Origin of the sequence: Janthinobacterium darwini (assembly GCF_051380905.1) — a bacterium.
Classification (GTDB): domain Bacteria; phylum Pseudomonadota; class Gammaproteobacteria; order Burkholderiales; family Burkholderiaceae_D; genus Janthinobacterium.
Map to the genome: position 1 here is coordinate 2,122,575 of NZ_JBNYXX010000001.1, position 16,784 is coordinate 2,139,358.

The 16,784-nt window shown below is 62.8% G+C and carries 14 protein-coding genes; 7 read left to right on the top strand and 7 right to left on the bottom strand.

Annotated features, from left to right (window positions below):
* Positions 1-117: 117 nt before the first annotated feature.
* Genes ACQ4WZ_RS09855 through kbl form a run of 3 tightly spaced genes read right to left on the bottom strand, consistent with a single transcriptional unit; the run spans position 118 to position 3,779 of the window.
* Entirely contained in the window at positions 118-1,518 is a 1,401-nt protein-coding gene (locus ACQ4WZ_RS09855; protein ID WP_101481156.1) for an L-serine ammonia-lyase, read from the bottom strand.
* 48 nt (positions 1,519-1,566) lie between these two features.
* Positions 1,567-2,532: an NAD-dependent epimerase/dehydratase family protein gene (locus tag ACQ4WZ_RS09860; protein ID WP_436573271.1), complete on the bottom strand. Its 966-nt coding sequence runs from the start codon at positions 2,530-2,532 to the stop codon at positions 1,567-1,569.
* Between the two features lie 20 nt (positions 2,533-2,552).
* Positions 2,553-3,779 (bottom strand): glycine C-acetyltransferase, encoded by a 1,227-nt coding sequence (kbl, locus tag ACQ4WZ_RS09865; RefSeq protein WP_436573272.1) that lies wholly within the window; start codon positions 3,777-3,779, stop codon positions 2,553-2,555.
* Positions 3,780-3,999: 220 nt separating this feature from the next.
* Between kbl and ACQ4WZ_RS09870 the strand changes: the two genes are divergently transcribed.
* The 6 genes from ACQ4WZ_RS09870 (at position 4,000) to ACQ4WZ_RS09895 (ending at position 9,827) form a co-directional block, all read left to right on the top strand.
* Complete coding sequence (locus ACQ4WZ_RS09870; protein ID WP_071323776.1) at positions 4,000-4,575, top strand: helix-turn-helix domain-containing protein; 576 nt, start codon at positions 4,000-4,002, stop codon at positions 4,573-4,575.
* Between the two features lie 91 nt (positions 4,576-4,666).
* Complete coding sequence (locus ACQ4WZ_RS09875; RefSeq protein WP_436573273.1) at positions 4,667-5,593, top strand: STM4015 family protein; 927 nt, start codon at positions 4,667-4,669, stop codon at positions 5,591-5,593.
* 29 nt (positions 5,594-5,622) lie between these two features.
* On the top strand, positions 5,623-6,723 hold the full coding sequence (locus tag ACQ4WZ_RS09880; RefSeq protein ID WP_436573274.1) for an STM4014 family protein: 1,101 nt from the start codon (positions 5,623-5,625) through the stop codon (positions 6,721-6,723).
* Complete coding sequence (locus ACQ4WZ_RS09885; RefSeq protein WP_436573275.1) at positions 6,716-7,558, top strand: STM4013/SEN3800 family hydrolase; 843 nt, start codon at positions 6,716-6,718, stop codon at positions 7,556-7,558. The genes ACQ4WZ_RS09880 and ACQ4WZ_RS09885 overlap by 8 nt, the downstream gene beginning before the upstream one ends.
* A complete protein-coding gene (locus ACQ4WZ_RS09890; protein ID WP_208327725.1) occupies positions 7,555-8,934 on the top strand; it encodes an STM4012 family radical SAM protein in 1,380 nt (459 codons plus the stop codon). The genes ACQ4WZ_RS09885 and ACQ4WZ_RS09890 overlap by 4 nt, the downstream gene beginning before the upstream one ends.
* Positions 8,928-9,827: an STM4011 family radical SAM protein gene (locus ACQ4WZ_RS09895; RefSeq protein ID WP_133991687.1), complete on the top strand. Its 900-nt coding sequence runs from the start codon at positions 8,928-8,930 to the stop codon at positions 9,825-9,827. Before ACQ4WZ_RS09890 ends, ACQ4WZ_RS09895 begins: the two co-directional genes overlap by 7 nt.
* A 75-nt stretch (positions 9,828-9,902) precedes the next feature.
* Here ACQ4WZ_RS09895 and ACQ4WZ_RS09900 read toward each other — a convergent pair whose 3' ends face one another.
* The gene (locus ACQ4WZ_RS09900) at positions 9,903-12,032 is read right to left on the bottom strand and encodes a prolyl oligopeptidase family serine peptidase (RefSeq protein WP_436573276.1); all 2,130 of its coding nucleotides are present in this window, start codon (positions 12,030-12,032) and stop codon (positions 9,903-9,905) included.
* Between the two features lie 476 nt (positions 12,033-12,508).
* Here ACQ4WZ_RS09900 and ACQ4WZ_RS09905 point away from each other — a divergent pair, with 476 nt between their 5' ends.
* Positions 12,509-14,296 (top strand): GGDEF domain-containing protein, encoded by a 1,788-nt coding sequence (locus tag ACQ4WZ_RS09905; RefSeq protein ID WP_101484522.1) that lies wholly within the window; start codon positions 12,509-12,511, stop codon positions 14,294-14,296.
* A 31-nt stretch (positions 14,297-14,327) separates the two neighbouring features.
* Here the strand turns inward: ACQ4WZ_RS09905 and ACQ4WZ_RS09910 are convergent, their stop codons facing one another.
* The 3 genes from ACQ4WZ_RS09910 to ACQ4WZ_RS09920 form a co-directional block, all read right to left on the bottom strand.
* The gene (locus ACQ4WZ_RS09910; protein ID WP_436573277.1) at positions 14,328-14,771 is read right to left on the bottom strand and encodes a DUF6386 family protein; all 444 of its coding nucleotides are present in this window, start codon (positions 14,769-14,771) and stop codon (positions 14,328-14,330) included.
* Positions 14,768-15,244 (bottom strand): DUF4262 domain-containing protein, encoded by a 477-nt coding sequence (locus ACQ4WZ_RS09915; protein WP_436573278.1) that lies wholly within the window; start codon positions 15,242-15,244, stop codon positions 14,768-14,770. Before ACQ4WZ_RS09915 ends, ACQ4WZ_RS09910 begins: the two co-directional genes overlap by 4 nt.
* Positions 15,245-15,370: 126 nt before the next feature.
* A complete protein-coding gene (locus ACQ4WZ_RS09920; protein WP_436573279.1) occupies positions 15,371-16,759 on the bottom strand; it encodes an SEL1-like repeat protein in 1,389 nt (462 codons plus the stop codon).
* Positions 16,760-16,784 lie beyond the last annotated feature (25 nt).

Below are 16,784 nucleotides of genomic sequence, written 5' to 3' on the forward strand. Positions count from 1 at the left end.
GTGGCTGAGGTGGTGATGTCGGCTTACGCCCTGCGGGCTAAGCCGACCTACGCCGACCGTGGCGTATCGTCGGTCGGATTAGCGCTCCGCGCGTAATCCGACACCACCGCCAGCGCATCAACAAGCGGCGTGGTTCACCGTGATGACGTGAATGGCCAAGCCGCCCAGCGACGTTTCCTTGTACTTGTCCTGCATGTCTGCGCCTGTCTGGCGCATGGTTTCGATGACTTCGTCGAGGCTGACGAAATGCGTGCCGTCGCCCTTCAGCGCCAGCGAGGCGGCCGTAATCGCTTTCACGGCGCCCATGCCGTTGCGCTCGATGCAGGGAATCTGCACCAGGCCGCCGATAGGGTCGCAGGTCATGCCCAGGTGGTGCTCGATGCCGATTTCGGCCGCGTTTTCGATTTGTTCGTTCGTGCCGCCCAGGGCCGCCACCAGGCCGGCAGCCGCCATGGCGCAGGCCACGCCCACTTCGCCCTGGCAACCCACTTCGGCGCCCGAGATCGAGGCATTGCGTTTGCACAACATGCCAATGGCCGCCGCCGTCAGCATGAAGCGGCGCACGCCGCCCACGGGGTCGCTGGGGCGGCAATCCTGCGCGTAATAGCGCAACACGGCCGGGATGATGCCGGCGGCGCCGTTGGTCGGCGCCGTCACCACGCGCCCGCCGGCAGCGTTTTCTTCGTTGACAGCCATCGCGTACAGGCTGACCAGGTGCACGGCGTCGTGCGGCAAGTCGTTGGCGCGGTTGTCGGACGCCTTCGCCTCTTGCGCCAGACGCCATAGTTTGGCGGCGCGGCGCTTGACGTTCAAGCCGCCCGGCAGGTTACCCGTCGTTTCCAGGCCGTGCGCGATGCAGTCGCGCATGACCTGCCAGATGCGGTCCAGCCCAGCATTCAATTCTTCGTCGCTGCGCTTGACGCACTCGTTGGCGCGCAGCATTTCCGGAATCGACAGGCCGCTTTCCACGCCATGCGCCAGCAACTGCTCCATGGTGTCGAACGGAAACACAACTCTGGCGCTGGCGGCCGACTCCACGGCCGCTTCGGCCTGCGCCTCGCCCGCTTCGCGGATAAAACCGCCGCCGATCGAGTAATACACCTTGTCGACACGGCTGCCGTCCGCCAGTTTCAAGGTAAAGCGCATGCCGTTCGGGTGCTCGGGCAGGGACTCGCTCTTGTGCCAGATCAAGCCCGTGGCCGCCGTAAACGGCACTACATGCGTGCCCAGCAGCGCGATTTCACCGGCCGACTCGATGGCGGCCAGCTTGCTGTCGACCGCATCGGGCGCGACGTCTTGCGGCGTTTCACCCATCAAACCCAGAATGACGGCCTTGTCCGTCGCATGGCCCACACCCGTCAGCGCCAGCGAGCCATACAGGGCCGCCTCGACGCCCACTACCTGGTCCAGCGGACCGTATTCGACCAGAAAACGCCGCGCCGCCGCCATCGGCCCCACAGTATGGGAACTCGACGGCCCGATGCCGATCTTGAACAGGTCAAATACGCTCATATCCATGTAGTGTCTCTTTATATTAGTATGTTTTTATGAATGCTTGTGTGGGACTCAGGCTGCCTTGGCCGGCTGCCCTGCATCGACATTGGCCAGCATGTCAGTGACCATCTGCTCGACGCCGATCTGCGCCTTCCAGCCCCAGTCGGCACTGGCCTTGCTGTCGTCCAGGCTTTGCGGCCAGCTGTCGGCGATGGCCTGACGGCTGTCCGGCTTGTAGCTGATCTTGAAGTCCGGCACCATGTGCACGATGGCTTTCGCCAGTTGCTCGGGATTGAACGACACGCCGGCCACATTGTAGGACGAACGGATCTGGATAGATGCAGCCGGCGCGTCCATCAGTTCGATGGTGGCGCGGATGGCGTCGGGCATGTAAATCATCGGCAAGGTGGTGTTCGCATCGAGGAAGCAGTCATAGCGTTCGCCGCGCAAGGCCGCATGGAAGATGGCGATGGCGTAATCGGTGGTGCCGCCGCCCGGAGGCGATTTATAGCTGATGATGCCAGGGTAGCGGATGCTGCGCACGTCCACGCCATACTTGTTGAAGTAGTACTCGCACAGGCGTTCGCCGGCCAGCTTGCTGATGCCGTACATCGACGTCGGGTCCATCACCGTCATTTGCGGTGTGTTCACTTGCGGCGTGTTCGGGCCAAATGCGGCAATCGACGATGGCCAGAAGATGCGCAATGGCTTGCCCGCTTCGCCCCGCTCGCGCGCCAGTTCCAGGATATTGAGCAAGCCATCCATGTTCAAGCTCCACGCCTTCAATGGCGCCGCCTCGCCCGTGGCCGACAACATGGCCGCCAGCTGGTATACCTGGGTGATGCCTTCGTCGGCGATGATGTTCGCCAGGCCGTCCTTGTCCAGCACGTTCAGCTGGGCATAGCGCTTGGCCTGGTAAAGGTTATTCGTGCCGATGTCGCTGGCGATGACGTTGTCCGCGCCGTGCTGCTGCGCCAGCGCGCCCACCAACTCACTACCGATTTGGCCGTTTGCGCCTATGACTAAGATGCGTTCCATGCTATTTTCCTGGGTTCTTGTTAATTGGTAGTGGTGGTGTTGGTCAGCAGACCGAGTTCCTTGCCGGCCTGCTCGAAGGCGGCCAGCACTTGCACCAGCTGTTCACGGCTGTGGGCGGCCGACAGCTGCACGCGGACCCGGGCCTGGCCCATCGGCACGACCGGGTAGAAGAAACCCGTCACCAGCACGCCCAGTTCATACAGGCGGGCGGCGAACTTCTGCGCCACGGGAGCATCGAACAGCATCACGGGAACCACCGGATGCGTGCCCGGCTTGATGGTGAAGCCGATGCGCTCGATTTCGCTGCGGAAGAAAGCCGTGTTTTCATGCAGGCGGTCGCGCAGCTCGGTCGACTTGGCCAGACGCTCCAGCACCGACAGCGAGGCGCCTGCGATCGATGGCGCCAGGGTATTCGAAAACAGGTACGGGCGCGATTTCTGGCGCAGCGTGTCGATGACTTCCTTGCGCGCCGAGGTAAAGCCGCCCATGGCGCCGCCCAGTGCCTTGCCCAGGGTGCCCGTGATGATGTCGATGCGGCCCATCACATTGTGGTGTTCGTGCGTGCCGCGGCCCGTCGCGCCCATGAAGCCGGAGGCGTGGCATTCGTCGATCATCACCAGCGCGCCGTATTTGTCGGCCAGGTCGCAGATCTTGTCGAGTTGCGCAATCGTGCCATCCATCGAGAATACGCCGTCCGTCACGATGACTTTATGGCGCTTGCCGGCGGCAATCGCTGCTTGCAGCTGCACTTCCAGGTCCGCCATGTCGTTGTGCGCGTAGCGGTAGCGGCCAGCCTTGCACAGGCGGATGCCGTCGATGATGGAGGCGTGGTTCAGCGCGTCCGAGATGATGGCGTCGTTTTCATCGAACAGAGGCTCGAACACGCCGCCGTTGGCATCGAATGCGGCCGCGTACAAAATCGTGTCCTCGGTACCCAGAAAAGCGGAAATCGCCTGCTCCAGTTCCTTGTGCACGGTTTGCGTGCCGCAAATGAAGCGCACGGACGACAGGCCGTAACCGTATTTTTGCGTAGCGGCAATAGACGCTTCCTGCGTTTGCAGGTCGCCGGACAGGCCCAAATAGTTATTCGCACACATATTGATCAGGGTACGGCCATCGTCGCACACCACTTCAGCGCCCTGGCGCGAGGCGATCACGCGCTCGGGCTTGTACAAGCCCTGCTGGCGCAATTGATCGAGATTCTGTTGCAGACCGCTGAAAAAGGTGTTCTTCGCTTGCTCGCTCATGATGATCCTTGTGTGTCCCTGTTGTATGTGTGGTAGCCGGGTGACCTCAGCCGTCATAGGGGGAGCGGCCGCTTGACCGGTGCGCGCAGTATGCTGTACCGTGAAGCGCTGTTTGAAGTCTACACGTTTCCGTGTTTTTCCTCAAAATCCACTATGTCGAACTGAAATTCAATATAGTGGATATTACCCAAGCCGATTGAACTTTGCAAGCCACCCGCCGATGAAAACCAGTGTTTCGACCAATTCTCCCCCTGAAGTGGGTGCCACCCTGCAACGGCTGCGCCTGGCGCGCGGCCTGACACTCGAGGATTTGTCGCGCATCGCGGGCGTCTCGAAGTCCATGCTGTCGCAAATCGAGCGCGAAAAAGCCAATCCCACCATCGCCATCACCTGGCGCCTGGCCAACGCCCTGGGCGTGCAGATCGGCGAATTGCTCTCCAGCGCGGAAAAAGCCGTGGAAACCATCCGCATCACGGACGCCCACGAAACCCCCACCCTGCCCGGCGACCATGCGGGCTACGTGCTGCGCATCCTGGGGCCGATGGAACTGGCGGGCAAATATGAATGGTATGAAGTGACCCTGGCACCGGGTGGCGAACTGGCGTCGCAGCCGCATGACCCGGGCACGACCGAGCATTTGACGGTCATCCACGGCAACCTGGAACTGGAAGTGGGCGCGGCAAAGAAAAAGGTCAAGAATGGCGGTACGGCACGCTATCCGGCGGACCAGCCGCATATCATCCGCAACCTGGGCAAGACCGAAGGCAAAGCCTTATTAGTGGTAATCCATAGATAGTTGCTTTTCAGCAGTGTGCAATAAGCTCTTTCGCCCATGCTAAGATTTTGGATTAGACAAGATTTTCACTGTCTTTCATGGAGCCTTAGCAATGACGATTTCCGACAGCACCACCACCTTCCACAACAAGAAAGTCGTCCAGTACGACCCGGACCTGCCGTTCGACGCCTCGCCCGACATCGTCTACCGTTTGTCGCTCGAGTACGACGACGAGCGCAAGATGGACGAGCTGATCGCCGGCTTCCTCGGCAAGGCCGACAAGAATGCGCTCGAAGCGCTGATCATCGGCATGTGGGGCGACCCGTACGAATCGGGCGCCGACGAGGTGATGGCCGCGCTGATCGCCCACGCCGCCGAACTGCCCAGCTTGCGCGCCCTGTTCATCGGCGACATGACGTACGAGGAATGCGAAATCTCGTGGATCGTGCAAGGCAGCTACAAGCCCCTGCTGGAGGCCTTTCCTCAGCTGGAAGAGTTGCGTATCCGCGGCGGCAATGAACTTGTCATCGAACCGTTCGCCCACCAGCACCTGCGTCGCTTCACCATCGAAGCGGGCGGACTCGATCAAAAGATCGCCGAAGCACTGGCGCAATCGAGCATGCCGCAGCTGGAACACCTGGAACTGTGGCTGGGCACGGACGAATATGGCTTTTCGGGAGACGTCGACCTGTACCGCAAGGTGCTGGCACAGCTGACCGTGCCCTCCCTGCGTTACCTGGGCTTGCGCGACGCGGAAATCGCCGACGACCTGGCCGTCTGGCTGGCGGAAGAACCGCTGGTGGCGCAGCTCGCCACGCTTGACCTGTCGCTGGGCACCATCGGCGACCTGGGCGCCGTGGCCGTACTCAATCACACGCAGCTGGGCGGCTTGACGCGCCTGGACCTGTCGCACCACTACATTTCCGAGGAAAACCAGGCGAAACTGAAGGCGCTGCCCTTCGAGGTGGTGCTGGACGATCCGCAGGAAGCGGACGAAGACGACGGTGAAAGCTACCGTTACGTGGCCGTGGGCGAGTAGTCGTGGTCAAGTAAACGGAGTTTCATTCCTTGCACACGCATCTCACCCTGCTGGCGACCGCTGGCAGCAAGCGCGTGCGCCTGATGCAGGCGGCGCGCGCGCAGCTGCGCCTGCCGCCCGCGCAGGTGCTGGAATGGCGCGACTGGCTAAGTCAGCCCGCCTTGCTCAATGTCGCGTTGGCGCATCCCCGCCTATTGAAAATCGAACCGCCCGGCGACGATCCCGCCGCCCATTTGCTGTTGCTGCAGGCAGGCTGCCGGCTGCTGGACCGTCCGCCGGTCGCCGCGCCTGCGCATGGCGAACTGCTGGCCATGGATGCCTGGTTTGCCGGTTTTACGTCTGCCATGGCGACCCTGGCCGCGCAGCTGGCCGAGCTGCCGCCGGCGCGCGTGCTCAATGCGCCGGCCGACATCCGCCTCATGACGGACAAGCTGGCCTGCCAGCGCCACCTTGCCGCGCATGGCGTCGCCATTCCCACCCTGCTCGGCCCCGTGCACGGCTACGCGCACCTGCAGTCGCTGCTGCACCAGCATGACCTGGACCGCGTGTATCTGAAGCCGCGCTACGGCTCGTCCGCATCCGGCGTCGTCGCCTACCGCAGGAACAAGGCCGGGCGGCAGCAAGCCACCACCTCGGCCACCTTATCGCAGGCGGATGGCCAGACACGCTTGTTCAATGTCAAGCGCATGGCGCGCTACGAGACGCAACACGACATCGCGGCCCTGGTCGATACGCTGGCCGCGCAGGAACTGTACGCGGAAGCGTGGCTGAACAAACCCCGCTGCGGCGACAGCCATTACGACCTGCGCGTCGTGACCGTAGCCGGCCAGCCCGCGCACCGCGTGGCGCGCATCGGACAACACATGATGACCAATCTGCACCTCGACAACCGGCGCGGCGACGCTTCCAGCCTGCTGAACGACGCCGACATGCGCGCACTGGAGAACACAAGCTCCCAAGCGGCGCGCGCCTTCCCCGCCAGCCATGTGACAGGCTACGACCTTGTCGTGAGCAACGGCAAGGCCCGCGTGCTCGAAGCCAATGCCTTTGGCGACCTGCTGCCCGGCCTGCTGTGGCATGACGCGGATACGTACACGGCGCAGCTCTCTCATTTCAGCCAACATGCCTAAAGAACCACCGACCATCCCTGACATGCACGCCATCGTCGGCAGCCACGACATCGTCTTCATCACGCTCGACACCCTGCGCTTTGACGTGGCGCAAGCGCTGCATGAAGCAGGCGAACTGCCCGTGCTGGGGCGTTTTTTACCACCGGGTGGCTGGGAACGGCGCCACTCGCCCGCGACCTTCACGTATGCGGCGCACCAGGCCTTCTTCGCGGGCTTTTTGCCCACGCCGGCCGCACCGGGCCGCCATCCGCGCCTGTTCGCCAGCGCTTTTGCGGGCAGCGAAACCACCTCGCCGCACACGTTTGCGTTCGAGCAAGCGGACCTTCCCTCCGCGCTGGCCGCGCGCGGCTACCGCACCATCTGCATCGGCGGCGTGGGTTTCTTTAATAAACAGACGGCGCTGGGCACGGTGCTGCCGGCGCTGTTCCAGGAAAGCCACTGGAACGCCGGCATGGGCGTGGCCAGCCGCCATTCGACGCAAAAACAGGTAGCTCTGGCCATAGCCCGCCTGGCGGACGGCGATCAGCGCACCTTCTTGTTCATCAACGTGGCGGCCCTGCACACGCCGAACCGCGCCTACCTGCCCGGCTGCCGCGCCGACTGCCTGGAAAGCCATGCGGCGGCCCTGCGTTATGTCGACCAGGCGCTGGCGCCACTGTTTGCCGCCTGCGCCGCGCGCGCGCCCACGTTTGCCATCGTCTGCTCGGATCACGGCAGCGCGTATGGCGAAGACGGTTACCGGGGCCACAGGGTGGCCCATGACAGCGTCTGGAACGTGCCGTACGCGCACTTCCTCATCGCCCCCGATACACATCCCAAGGAGTCCCCACCGTGAACCCAGCCGAACAGCCTGGCACCCTGGCGCAGCGCATGCGCCACACGCCCTACCAGGCGTATTCCTACTCCTATCCGCACAAGGCAGCCTACCGCGCCTTGCCGCAGGCGGCGCCCCTCGCGCCACTGTGGGCGCAGCAAGACCGTTCCGCCCTCTTTGCCTACATCCACATCCCGTTTTGCGAGATGCGCTGCGGCTTTTGCAACCTGTTCGCCATGGCCCGCCCAAGCGGCGACATGGTCGAGCGCTATGTGCAGCAAGTGCTGGTGCAGATGCGCGCCCTGGCCGGCGCACTGGGCGAACGGCGCTTTGCCCGCTTCGCGCTGGGCGGCGGCACGCCCACCTATCTGTCGCCGGCGCAGCTGGACACCTTGCTGCGCGGCGCGCGCGATATTCTCGGCATCGACCTGCAGCACACGCCGGCCGGCATCGAAGCGTCGCCCGAAACCATCACCACCGAACGCTTGGCCGTGTGCCGCGCGCATGGCATCGACCGGGTCAGCCTGGGCATTCAGAGTTTTGCCGCCGGCGAAATGCGCGCGCTGGCCCGGCCGCAGCAAAACGCCACCGTCCATCACGCCATCGGCCTGATACGCGCCGCCGGTTTTCCGACCCTGAACCTGGACCTTATCTACGGCATCGCCGGGCAAACCGTGGCCAGCCTGCTGGCCTCCATCGACAGCGCGCTGGCCTTCGCGCCCGAGGAAATCTATTTGTATCCGCTGTACGTGCGCGAGCAGACAGGCCTCGGCAAGGTGGCGCGCCGCCAGGGCGCTCAATCGCTCAATCCCATCATGCTGGCGCAGGACGGCGACAGCCGTTTGGCCCTGTACGCGGCCGCGCGCGACCATTTGCGCGCGCAAGGCTACGAGCAGGTCTCGATGCGCATGTTCCGCGCGCCCCATGCGCCGGAACAAAACGGGCCATCGTACTGCTGCCAGAACGATGGCATGGTGGGCCTGGGCGCGGGCGCCCGCTCCTACACGGCCAACCTCCATTATTCGAGCGAGTACGCAGTGGCGCGCACGGACACCATCAACATCATCGAACAGTATCTGGCGCTCGATGAAGCGCGCTTCGCGCAGGCAGAACACGGCTACCAGCTTGATGAAGCAGAACAGCGCCGCCGCTACGTGATCCAGTCGCTGCTGACCGAACCGGGCCTGGACCGCGACACCTACATGGCGCGCTTCGGCACGCGCTGCGAAGAAGACTTGCCGCAACTGGCCGAGCTGCACTCCTTGGCCCTGGTGCAAGAGGATGGCCCGCTGCTGCGCCTGAATGAGCGGGGCTACAGCTACGCCGATACCATCGGCCCCTGGCTGGCGTCCGATACGGTGCGGGCGCTGATGGCCGAAGGCGGCCAGGCGTGCTGACAGCGCCGGCAGCAACGCTGTCCCTGCTGTACCGGGGCACGCTATCGAGCTGCAATTACGCCTGCGGCTACTGCCCGTTTGCCAAGAAACGCGACAGCCGCGCTGCGCTGGCCCGCGATGCGCACGAAGTGGCGCGCTTCACCAGCTGGGTGGCGGCGCAAAACCGGAACATCAGTGTCCTGTTCACGCCCTGGGGTGAAGCGCTGGTGCGGCGCCACTACCGTACGGCCATGCAAACCCTGGCAAGCCTGCCGCACGTGCGCCAGGTGGCGCTACAGACGAATCTGTCCGGCCCATTGGGCTGGCTGGAGAACATGGACGGGCTGGAAAAGATCGGCCTGTGGTGCACCTACCATCCGGACCAGACGACACTGGCCCGTTTTCTCGCACGCTGCGCGCGCCTGGACGCCATGGGCGTGCGCTATTCCGTGGGCGTCGTGGCAATGAATGAACACCTGGATGCCATCCGCGCCCTTCGCAAGTCCCTGCCCGCCCACGTCTACCTGTGGCTGAATGCGTATGACCGCCGTGGCCCCGGCTACTACAGCGAGCAAGACCTGGCCTGGCTCGATGGCGTCGACCCGTGGTTCGCGCAAAACCGCCGCCCGTCTCCCTCACGCGGCAAACCTTGCCTGGCGGGCGAAGCGTCGCTGTCCGTCGATGGCGCTGGCGAACTGGCGCGCTGCCACTTCGTGCCCGAGCGGCTGGGGAATTTGTACGCGGATGAACTGGAGGACATGCTGCAGGAACGGCCCTGCCCCCGCTTCAAGTGCGATTGCTATATCGGCTATGCGCAGCGCAAGGATTTGCCGTTTCAGGCCTTGTTTGGGGAGGGTGTGCTGGCGAGGATTGTGACTGTAGGTCGAATTAGCGGGGCGAAAAGCCCCGCGTAATCCGACATCGTGCTGACATGACAGGTGGTGTCGGATTACGCACGGCGATGCCGCGCTAATCCGACCTGCCGTGTTTTACTGCGCCGCCACCTTGGCCGGCTCCGCCACTACCGGCGTCATCTTCAGCGAACGGCTGAGGAAGCCCCAGCGGTCAGCCACTTCTTCGATCTGCTTGGTCGTCGGCTTGCCGGCGCCATGGCCCGCCTTGCTGTCGATGCGGATCAGCACGGGTGCCGGGCCACCTTGCGCCGCCTGGGCAGCAGCGGCGAACTTGAAGCTGTGGGCTGGCACGACGCGGTCGTCGTGGTCGGCCGTGGTGATCATGGTGGCCGGATAGCAGCCGCCCGCCTTCAGGTTGTGCAATGGCGAGTACTTCACCAGCGCCTTGAACTGCTCTGCGTCGTCCGACGAACCGTAGTCAGGCACCCAGCCCCAGCCCACGGTGAACTTGTGGAAACGCAACATGTCAAGCACGCCCACTTGCGGGATGGCTGCAGCGAACAGGTCCGGACGCTGCGTCATGGCCGCGCCCACCAGCAGGCCGCCATTGCTGCCGCCGCCGATCGCCAGTTTCGATGGCGAGGTAACCTTGTTGTCCACCAGCCACTGCGCCGCGCCGATAAAATCGTCGAACACGTTTTGCTTGTTCAGCTTGGTGCCAGCCTGGTGCCAGGCTTCGCCGTATTCGCCGCCGCCGCGCAGGTTGGCCATCACGTAGACGCCGCCCATTTCCACCCAGGCAAGATTCGCCACGGAGAAGCTAGGCGTGAGCGAAATATTGAAGCCGCCATAGCCGTACAGATAGGTCGGGTTCGTGCCGTCGAGCTTCATGCCTTTTTTCGAGACGATGAACATCGGCACCTTGGTGCCGTCGCGGCTGGTAAAGAATTGCTGGCGCGTTTCAAAGGCATTCGGGTCGAAATCGACCTTCGGCTGGCGGTACACCGTACTTTTGCCCGACTTCATGTCGTAGCGGTAGATGGTCGCTGGCGTCGTAAAACTGGTAAACGAGTAGAACGTTTCCGTGTCACCACGTTTACCGGCAAAGCCTCCCGCCGAACCGATGCCCGGCAAGGCCACTTCGCGCACCAGCTTGCCGTTCAGGTCGACGATCTTGATTTGCGTTTGCGCATCTTTCAGGTAATCGAGCACCAGCTGATTGTTGATCAGGTTGACGGCAACCAGGGTTTCCGCGCTTTGCGGCACGACTTCTTTCCAGTCGGCAGGCGCAGGTTTGCGCGTATCGATGGCGATTACGCGCGATTTCGGCGCATTGTTGTCCGTCTTGAAGAAGAACACGGGGCCGTCGTTGTCGATGAAGGAGTAGGAAGCGTCGAACGCTTCCAGCAAGCCCACCACCTTGGCGTTCTTTTGGCGCAAGTCCTTGTAGAAGACACGGTTCTTGCGTTCCGTGCCCTGCGTGGCCGTGATGATCAAATAATTGCCGTCATCGCTGACGGTGCTGCCGCCAAACGCCCATTCTTTCTGGTCGGGACGGTCGAAGACCAGCACGTCGTCGCTTTGCGGCGTACCGATCTTGTGGAAATACAATTTCTGGAAGTAATTGATATCAGCCAGCTTGGTTGCTTCGTTCGGCGCGTCATAGCGGCTATAGAAGAAACCCTTGTTGTCCTTGGTCCACGAAGCGCCCGAGAACTTGGCCCACTTGATATGGTCCGTCAAATCCTTGCCCGATTCGATGTCGCGCACTTTCCACTCGTTCCAGTCGGAACCGGAAGCGGACGTGGCATAAGCCAGATATTTGCCGTTCGGGCTGATCGAGGTGCCGGCCAGCGCCACCGTACCATCGGTGGACAGGGTGTTCGGGTCCAGCAGCAGGCGTGGCTCGTCCGTCAGTTTTTTCACCGTGTACAGCACGGCCTGGTTCTGCAAGCCGTCGTTGCGGCTGTAGAAGTAGCGCCCGCCCTGCTTCGTTGGCGTAGAGAAACGCTCATAATTCCACAGCTTGGTCAGGCGCTGCTTGATCGCGGCGCGCTCGGGAATGGTGCCCAGGTACGACTGCGTCAGCTTGTTTTGCGCCGTGACCCATTCGCCCGTTTCCGCACTGTTGGCGTCTTCCAGCCAGCGGTACGGATCGGCGATGGTGGTGCCGAAATAGCTGTCTTGCTGGTCGACTTTTTTGCTGAGCGGATACGTCACGGGAGCGCCGTCGCCTGCCGGGCATGCTGTTGCGGACTGTGCCATGGCATTGCCACCGAAAGCGGCCAGCAAGCTGAATATGAGGGTTGCACTACGTAATTGCATGGGTTGTTTGTCTCATTGTTGGATGTCGAGGAAAGCAGGCCGCACAAACACGCGTGGCGGCTGCCCATGTTGACTTTCGCCAAGAGAAATCATAGCGCGGATTGCCACTTTTAAAGCACAGTTATCTGCGGGATTTGCCGTTTTTTGTTTGGGATTTCCACAGTAAACGCCGTGGTAAATCACGTTTTTGGGGAGAATCGGCAAACTGACAGGTAGGAAAGAAACATTATCAAAAGCTAATACGTTTCATCAAGCTGTCATAAATCTTCTTTACTATAGGCAACATGTTCATGGCCCGTCCAGAGGCCGTGCCGCCACATCCTCCTATGCACACTCTCGCCCTCCCTTCCACCACCGCCGCGCCGCCCGGCGCGATGCCATCGAATGTGGCTTACCTGAAGCCGCCATCGGCCCCCATGCCCATCGAAGGAACGGATGCCTTGCACGAGATCCTGGCGGGCCGCAAACTCAGCGCACTGTTCCAGCCCATCATCCACATGCACAGCGGCGACATCATCGGCTACGAAGGCTTGATACGGGGACCGTCCGACAGCCCCCTGCACGCGCCGATGAATCTGTTCAAGGTGGCGCGCGCGCATGACCTGACCCTGGAAGTGGAACACTTGTGCCGACAAGTGGTGCTAGAACGCTTTGCCGAACTGCAGCTACCGGGCAAGCTGTTTCTCAATGTCAGCCCCGAATGCCTGCTGCTACGCAATGCCCGCCATGGCGAAACGCTGGAATACATCGAGCACATCGGCATCAATCCGGACCGTGTCATCATCGAGCTGACGGAAAACCAACCCACCTACGATTACGAGCTGATGCGCGAAGCGGTGCTACATTACCGCAATATGGGTTTCCAGATCGCCATCGACGACCTGGGCGAAGGCTTTTCCAGCCTGCGCCTGTGGTCGGAACTGCGCCCGGAATACGTAAAAATCGACATGCATTTCATCCAGGGCATCAATCATGATCCCGTGAAACTGCAGTTCGTGCGCTCGATCCAGGAAATCGCGGAAAAATCGGGCACCCTGGTCATTGCCGAAGGCATCGAGGCGCAGACGGAATTGCTGGTCTTGCGCGACTTGGGCGTGGCCTTCGGGCAAGGCTATCACCTGGGACGGCCCAACGCGGTGCCGGCTCGCGCGCTGCCGGCCGAAGTGGTGCAGGCGCTGGGGCGCAACGGCGTGGCCGTGTATCCGCAGCGCAGCAGCCTGGAAAAGAACGGCTCCAGCATCCGCAAGCTGCTGCACCGGGTGGCGGCCGTCTCGCCGCAGCGCAATAATAACGAGGTGTACGATATCTTCCTGAAAGAACCGAAGTTGATGATCATCCCCGTCGTCGATGACGGCGTGCCGCTGGGCCTGATCAGCCGCTTCGAGATGATCGACCACTTCGCCCGTCCCTACCAGCGCGAACTGTATGGCAAGAAATCATGCAGCCTGTTCATGGATGCCACGCCCCTGATTGCCGATCACGAGACGAGCTTGCAGGAACTCAGCTACACCATGGTGCAGTCCGATGCCCACCATCTGTTCAACGGCTTCATCATCACCGAAGAGGGCCGCTACCTGGGCATGGGCACGGGCCACGACCTGATGCGCGAAATCACGCAGATGCAGATCAATGCAGCGCGTTACGCCAACCCGCTGACGCAACTGCCCGGCAACGTGCCCATTAACGAGCATATCGACCGCCTGCTGCACAGCGGTGCCCGTTTCTGGGTCTGCTATTGCGACCTCGACCACTTCAAGCCCTTCAACGATGTATACGGCTACCGCAAGGGCGACGACGTGATACAGCTGACGGGAGAAATCCTCAGCAGCCATTGCGACCCGAACCGCGACTTCATCGGCCACATCGGCGGCGACGATTTCATGATTCTGTTCCAGAGCGAAGACTGGGAAACGCGCTGCCAGGCCATCCTGGAGCGCTTTGCCGCCGCCATTCTCGCCTATTACAGCACAAGCGACTGCGAACGGGGCGGCTACATCAGCGAAGACCGGCAGGGCAAGAAAGTGTTTTATTCATTGATCAGCTTATCCCTGGGCGTCATCAAGGTCGAGGCGCACCAGTACTACACCCACCATCAGATTGCCACGCAGGCGGCCGAAGCAAAGAAGCAGGCGAAAAAAATCCACGGCAACAGCCTGTTCCTGGACCGGCGGCAAGGTGCGGGCGTGGCGCGCCTGGATGCCTAGCCAGGGTCGATAGCAAGAGAATGAATGGGGATCAGATACGCACGAGGTCGCCAAATGCATTGCTGCTGCGCGCATCGGGCACGAATGCCAGGCTGATCAAGTCGCCATCGCGGCGCGCCTGCACGCCGCAGCCGCCCACGGGCACGTCCACGAACAGGCCGCCAAATGCCGTGTCCGGTTCCAGGCCGCCGCCCGTGACGTCTTCCCCGGCACCGATGAAGACGCGGCCCGAGACCACGGCCAGATGCACGCTAACGTGCGGCTCGGCAAGTTCTGCGTGCACTACCAGGTCATACGCGCCGTCGCCGCCCACGTTGAAAAAAGCCACCTGGCCCGCATTCACGGCCGCCAATTCCGCGCCGGGAATGCTCCACCAGTCGCAGTCATCGTCCAGCTTGTGACGCAAGAGCGCCGGGTCGAACACGCACAGGGTAGCCGTGTCGGTACAAACCCTGGCCGTCGTCCCTGCCGTCATGCCGCCAGCGGCGCCGGTCCCAGCAGGGGCTGGCTATCCACATATTGCGCACTGGCCTGCGCCTGCCACGGGAAATGGCCATCACGCGACGGCCAGACGATCTGGTACAAGGTAAAATCGTCGCCCTGGTAGTACCAGCGCGCATAGCCCACATAGTTGCGGTATTGCGCGACGGGCACGCGCACGAAGGCGCACTGATGGCCTTCCAGCAAGACGTCCGTGGTGGCCGCGAAATCCGTGATGGCGCCGCTGCGCACGGCATCCAGCGCCAGGTCAAGTATCTGATGGGCCATGGCGCGCGGCAAGCCCATGATGAGAAATTCGGGCTGGCCAAAGCTGTGGCCAGCCCCTATGGTGAAGGCATAGCCGGGACCCTCTTCATCAGCACGGATATGGACGCCATGCCAGCCATGCGTGGCGATGTCGTCGATGACTTTTTGCTCGGATGCATCCTCGCCTGCCTGCCTTACCATGTTCCACCTTTCACTATGCCAAAAATCTGCGCCGCACGCATGCGCGCATTGCCTCAATGCGGCGCGACATGCCGGTGAGCAATTATCGCATGCAGTGCGCGTGCGTGCGCGCACAGCGGCCGCGCTTCAGTCTGGCGGCGACGACGGCGGGTAACGCCCCTGCTGCCATTGCCGCAAGCGCTGCTGCGCCTCTTCCAACTGTGCCGGTTCCAGGCTGGCGGCCGCCGCTTCCCTGGCCCTGGCCGCCCCACTATCGCCACCCTCGGACGCCAGCGCCAGCCACATGTAACCGCACGGCAAGTCCTTCTCCACGCCGCGCCCGCTGTTATACATGCAACCCAGGTTGTACTGGGCCAGCGCAAGGCCCTGGCTGGCCGCGCGCGCATACCATTGCACGGCCAGGCTGTCATCTTGCGGCACGCCATGGCCATTCGCATACATGACGCCCAGGTTGTTTTGCGCGCTGGCATCGCCCTGCTCGGCGGCCGTGCGATACCAGCGCACGGCACAGACTTCGTCGCGTTCCACGCCCTGGCCATTGGCATACATCACGCCCAGGTTGAACTGCGCATTCGACGCGCCCTGGGCAGCCGCCTTGGCATACCAGTCCAGCGCCTGGCGCAAGTCGCGAGCGATGCCGCGCCCGCCCGCATACATGCCGCCCAGATTGTATTGCGCCATGCCATGGCCCTGCAGGGCAGCGCGCCGGTACCAGGCAAGGGCGCGCGCCTCGTCCTGCTCCACGCCCCGGCCGCGCGCCAGCATCAGACCCAGGTTGAACTGGGCTTCGGCATCATCCTGCTCGGCTGCACGCTGCAGCCAGGCATAGGCACGCCGCTGGTCGGGGGCCACGCCCAGGCCTTCCGCATACGCCACGCCCAGTTGCCGCTGGGCCACGGCCAAGCCCTGGGCAGCGGCCTGGCGGAACCAGGACAGCGCCTGCGCATCGTTTTGCGCCACGCCCTGGCCGCGCTTGTAGACGAACCCCAGGTTCAGCTGCGCCTGCGCATCGCCCTGCAAGGCTGCCTTGCGGAACCAGGCCAGGGCAAGCGCATCGTTCTTTTGCGCTCCCAGCCCTCGGGCATACGCTACACCCAGCAGCGATTGCGCACTGGCCACGCCCTGCTCCGAGGCGCGGTAAAACCACGCCAGGGCCAGCTCGTCGCTCTGCAGCACGCCCCGCCCCTTGCGGTACATCTGTCCCAGGTTATGCTGGGCCGAAGCATCGCCCTGGGCGGCCGCGCGGCGAAACCACAGAACGGCGTCCTCGTCGCTCTGCGCCACGCCGCGGCCGTGGTAATACAGGGCGCCCAGGTGGTTCTGCGCATAAGCCAGCCCTTGCAGCGCGGCCAGGCGTAGCCAGACAAAGGCGCGCGCGTCGTCCTGCGCCACGCCTTCGCCCTTCCTGTAAAGCAATCCCAGGTTGAACTGGGCATAGGCATTGCCCTGCTCGGCAGCCGTGCGGAACCAGATATACGCCTGATGGCTGTCTCTGGCAGTATGGTGCTTGTCCATGTGCGCCCCCACCCACATCGCGCTT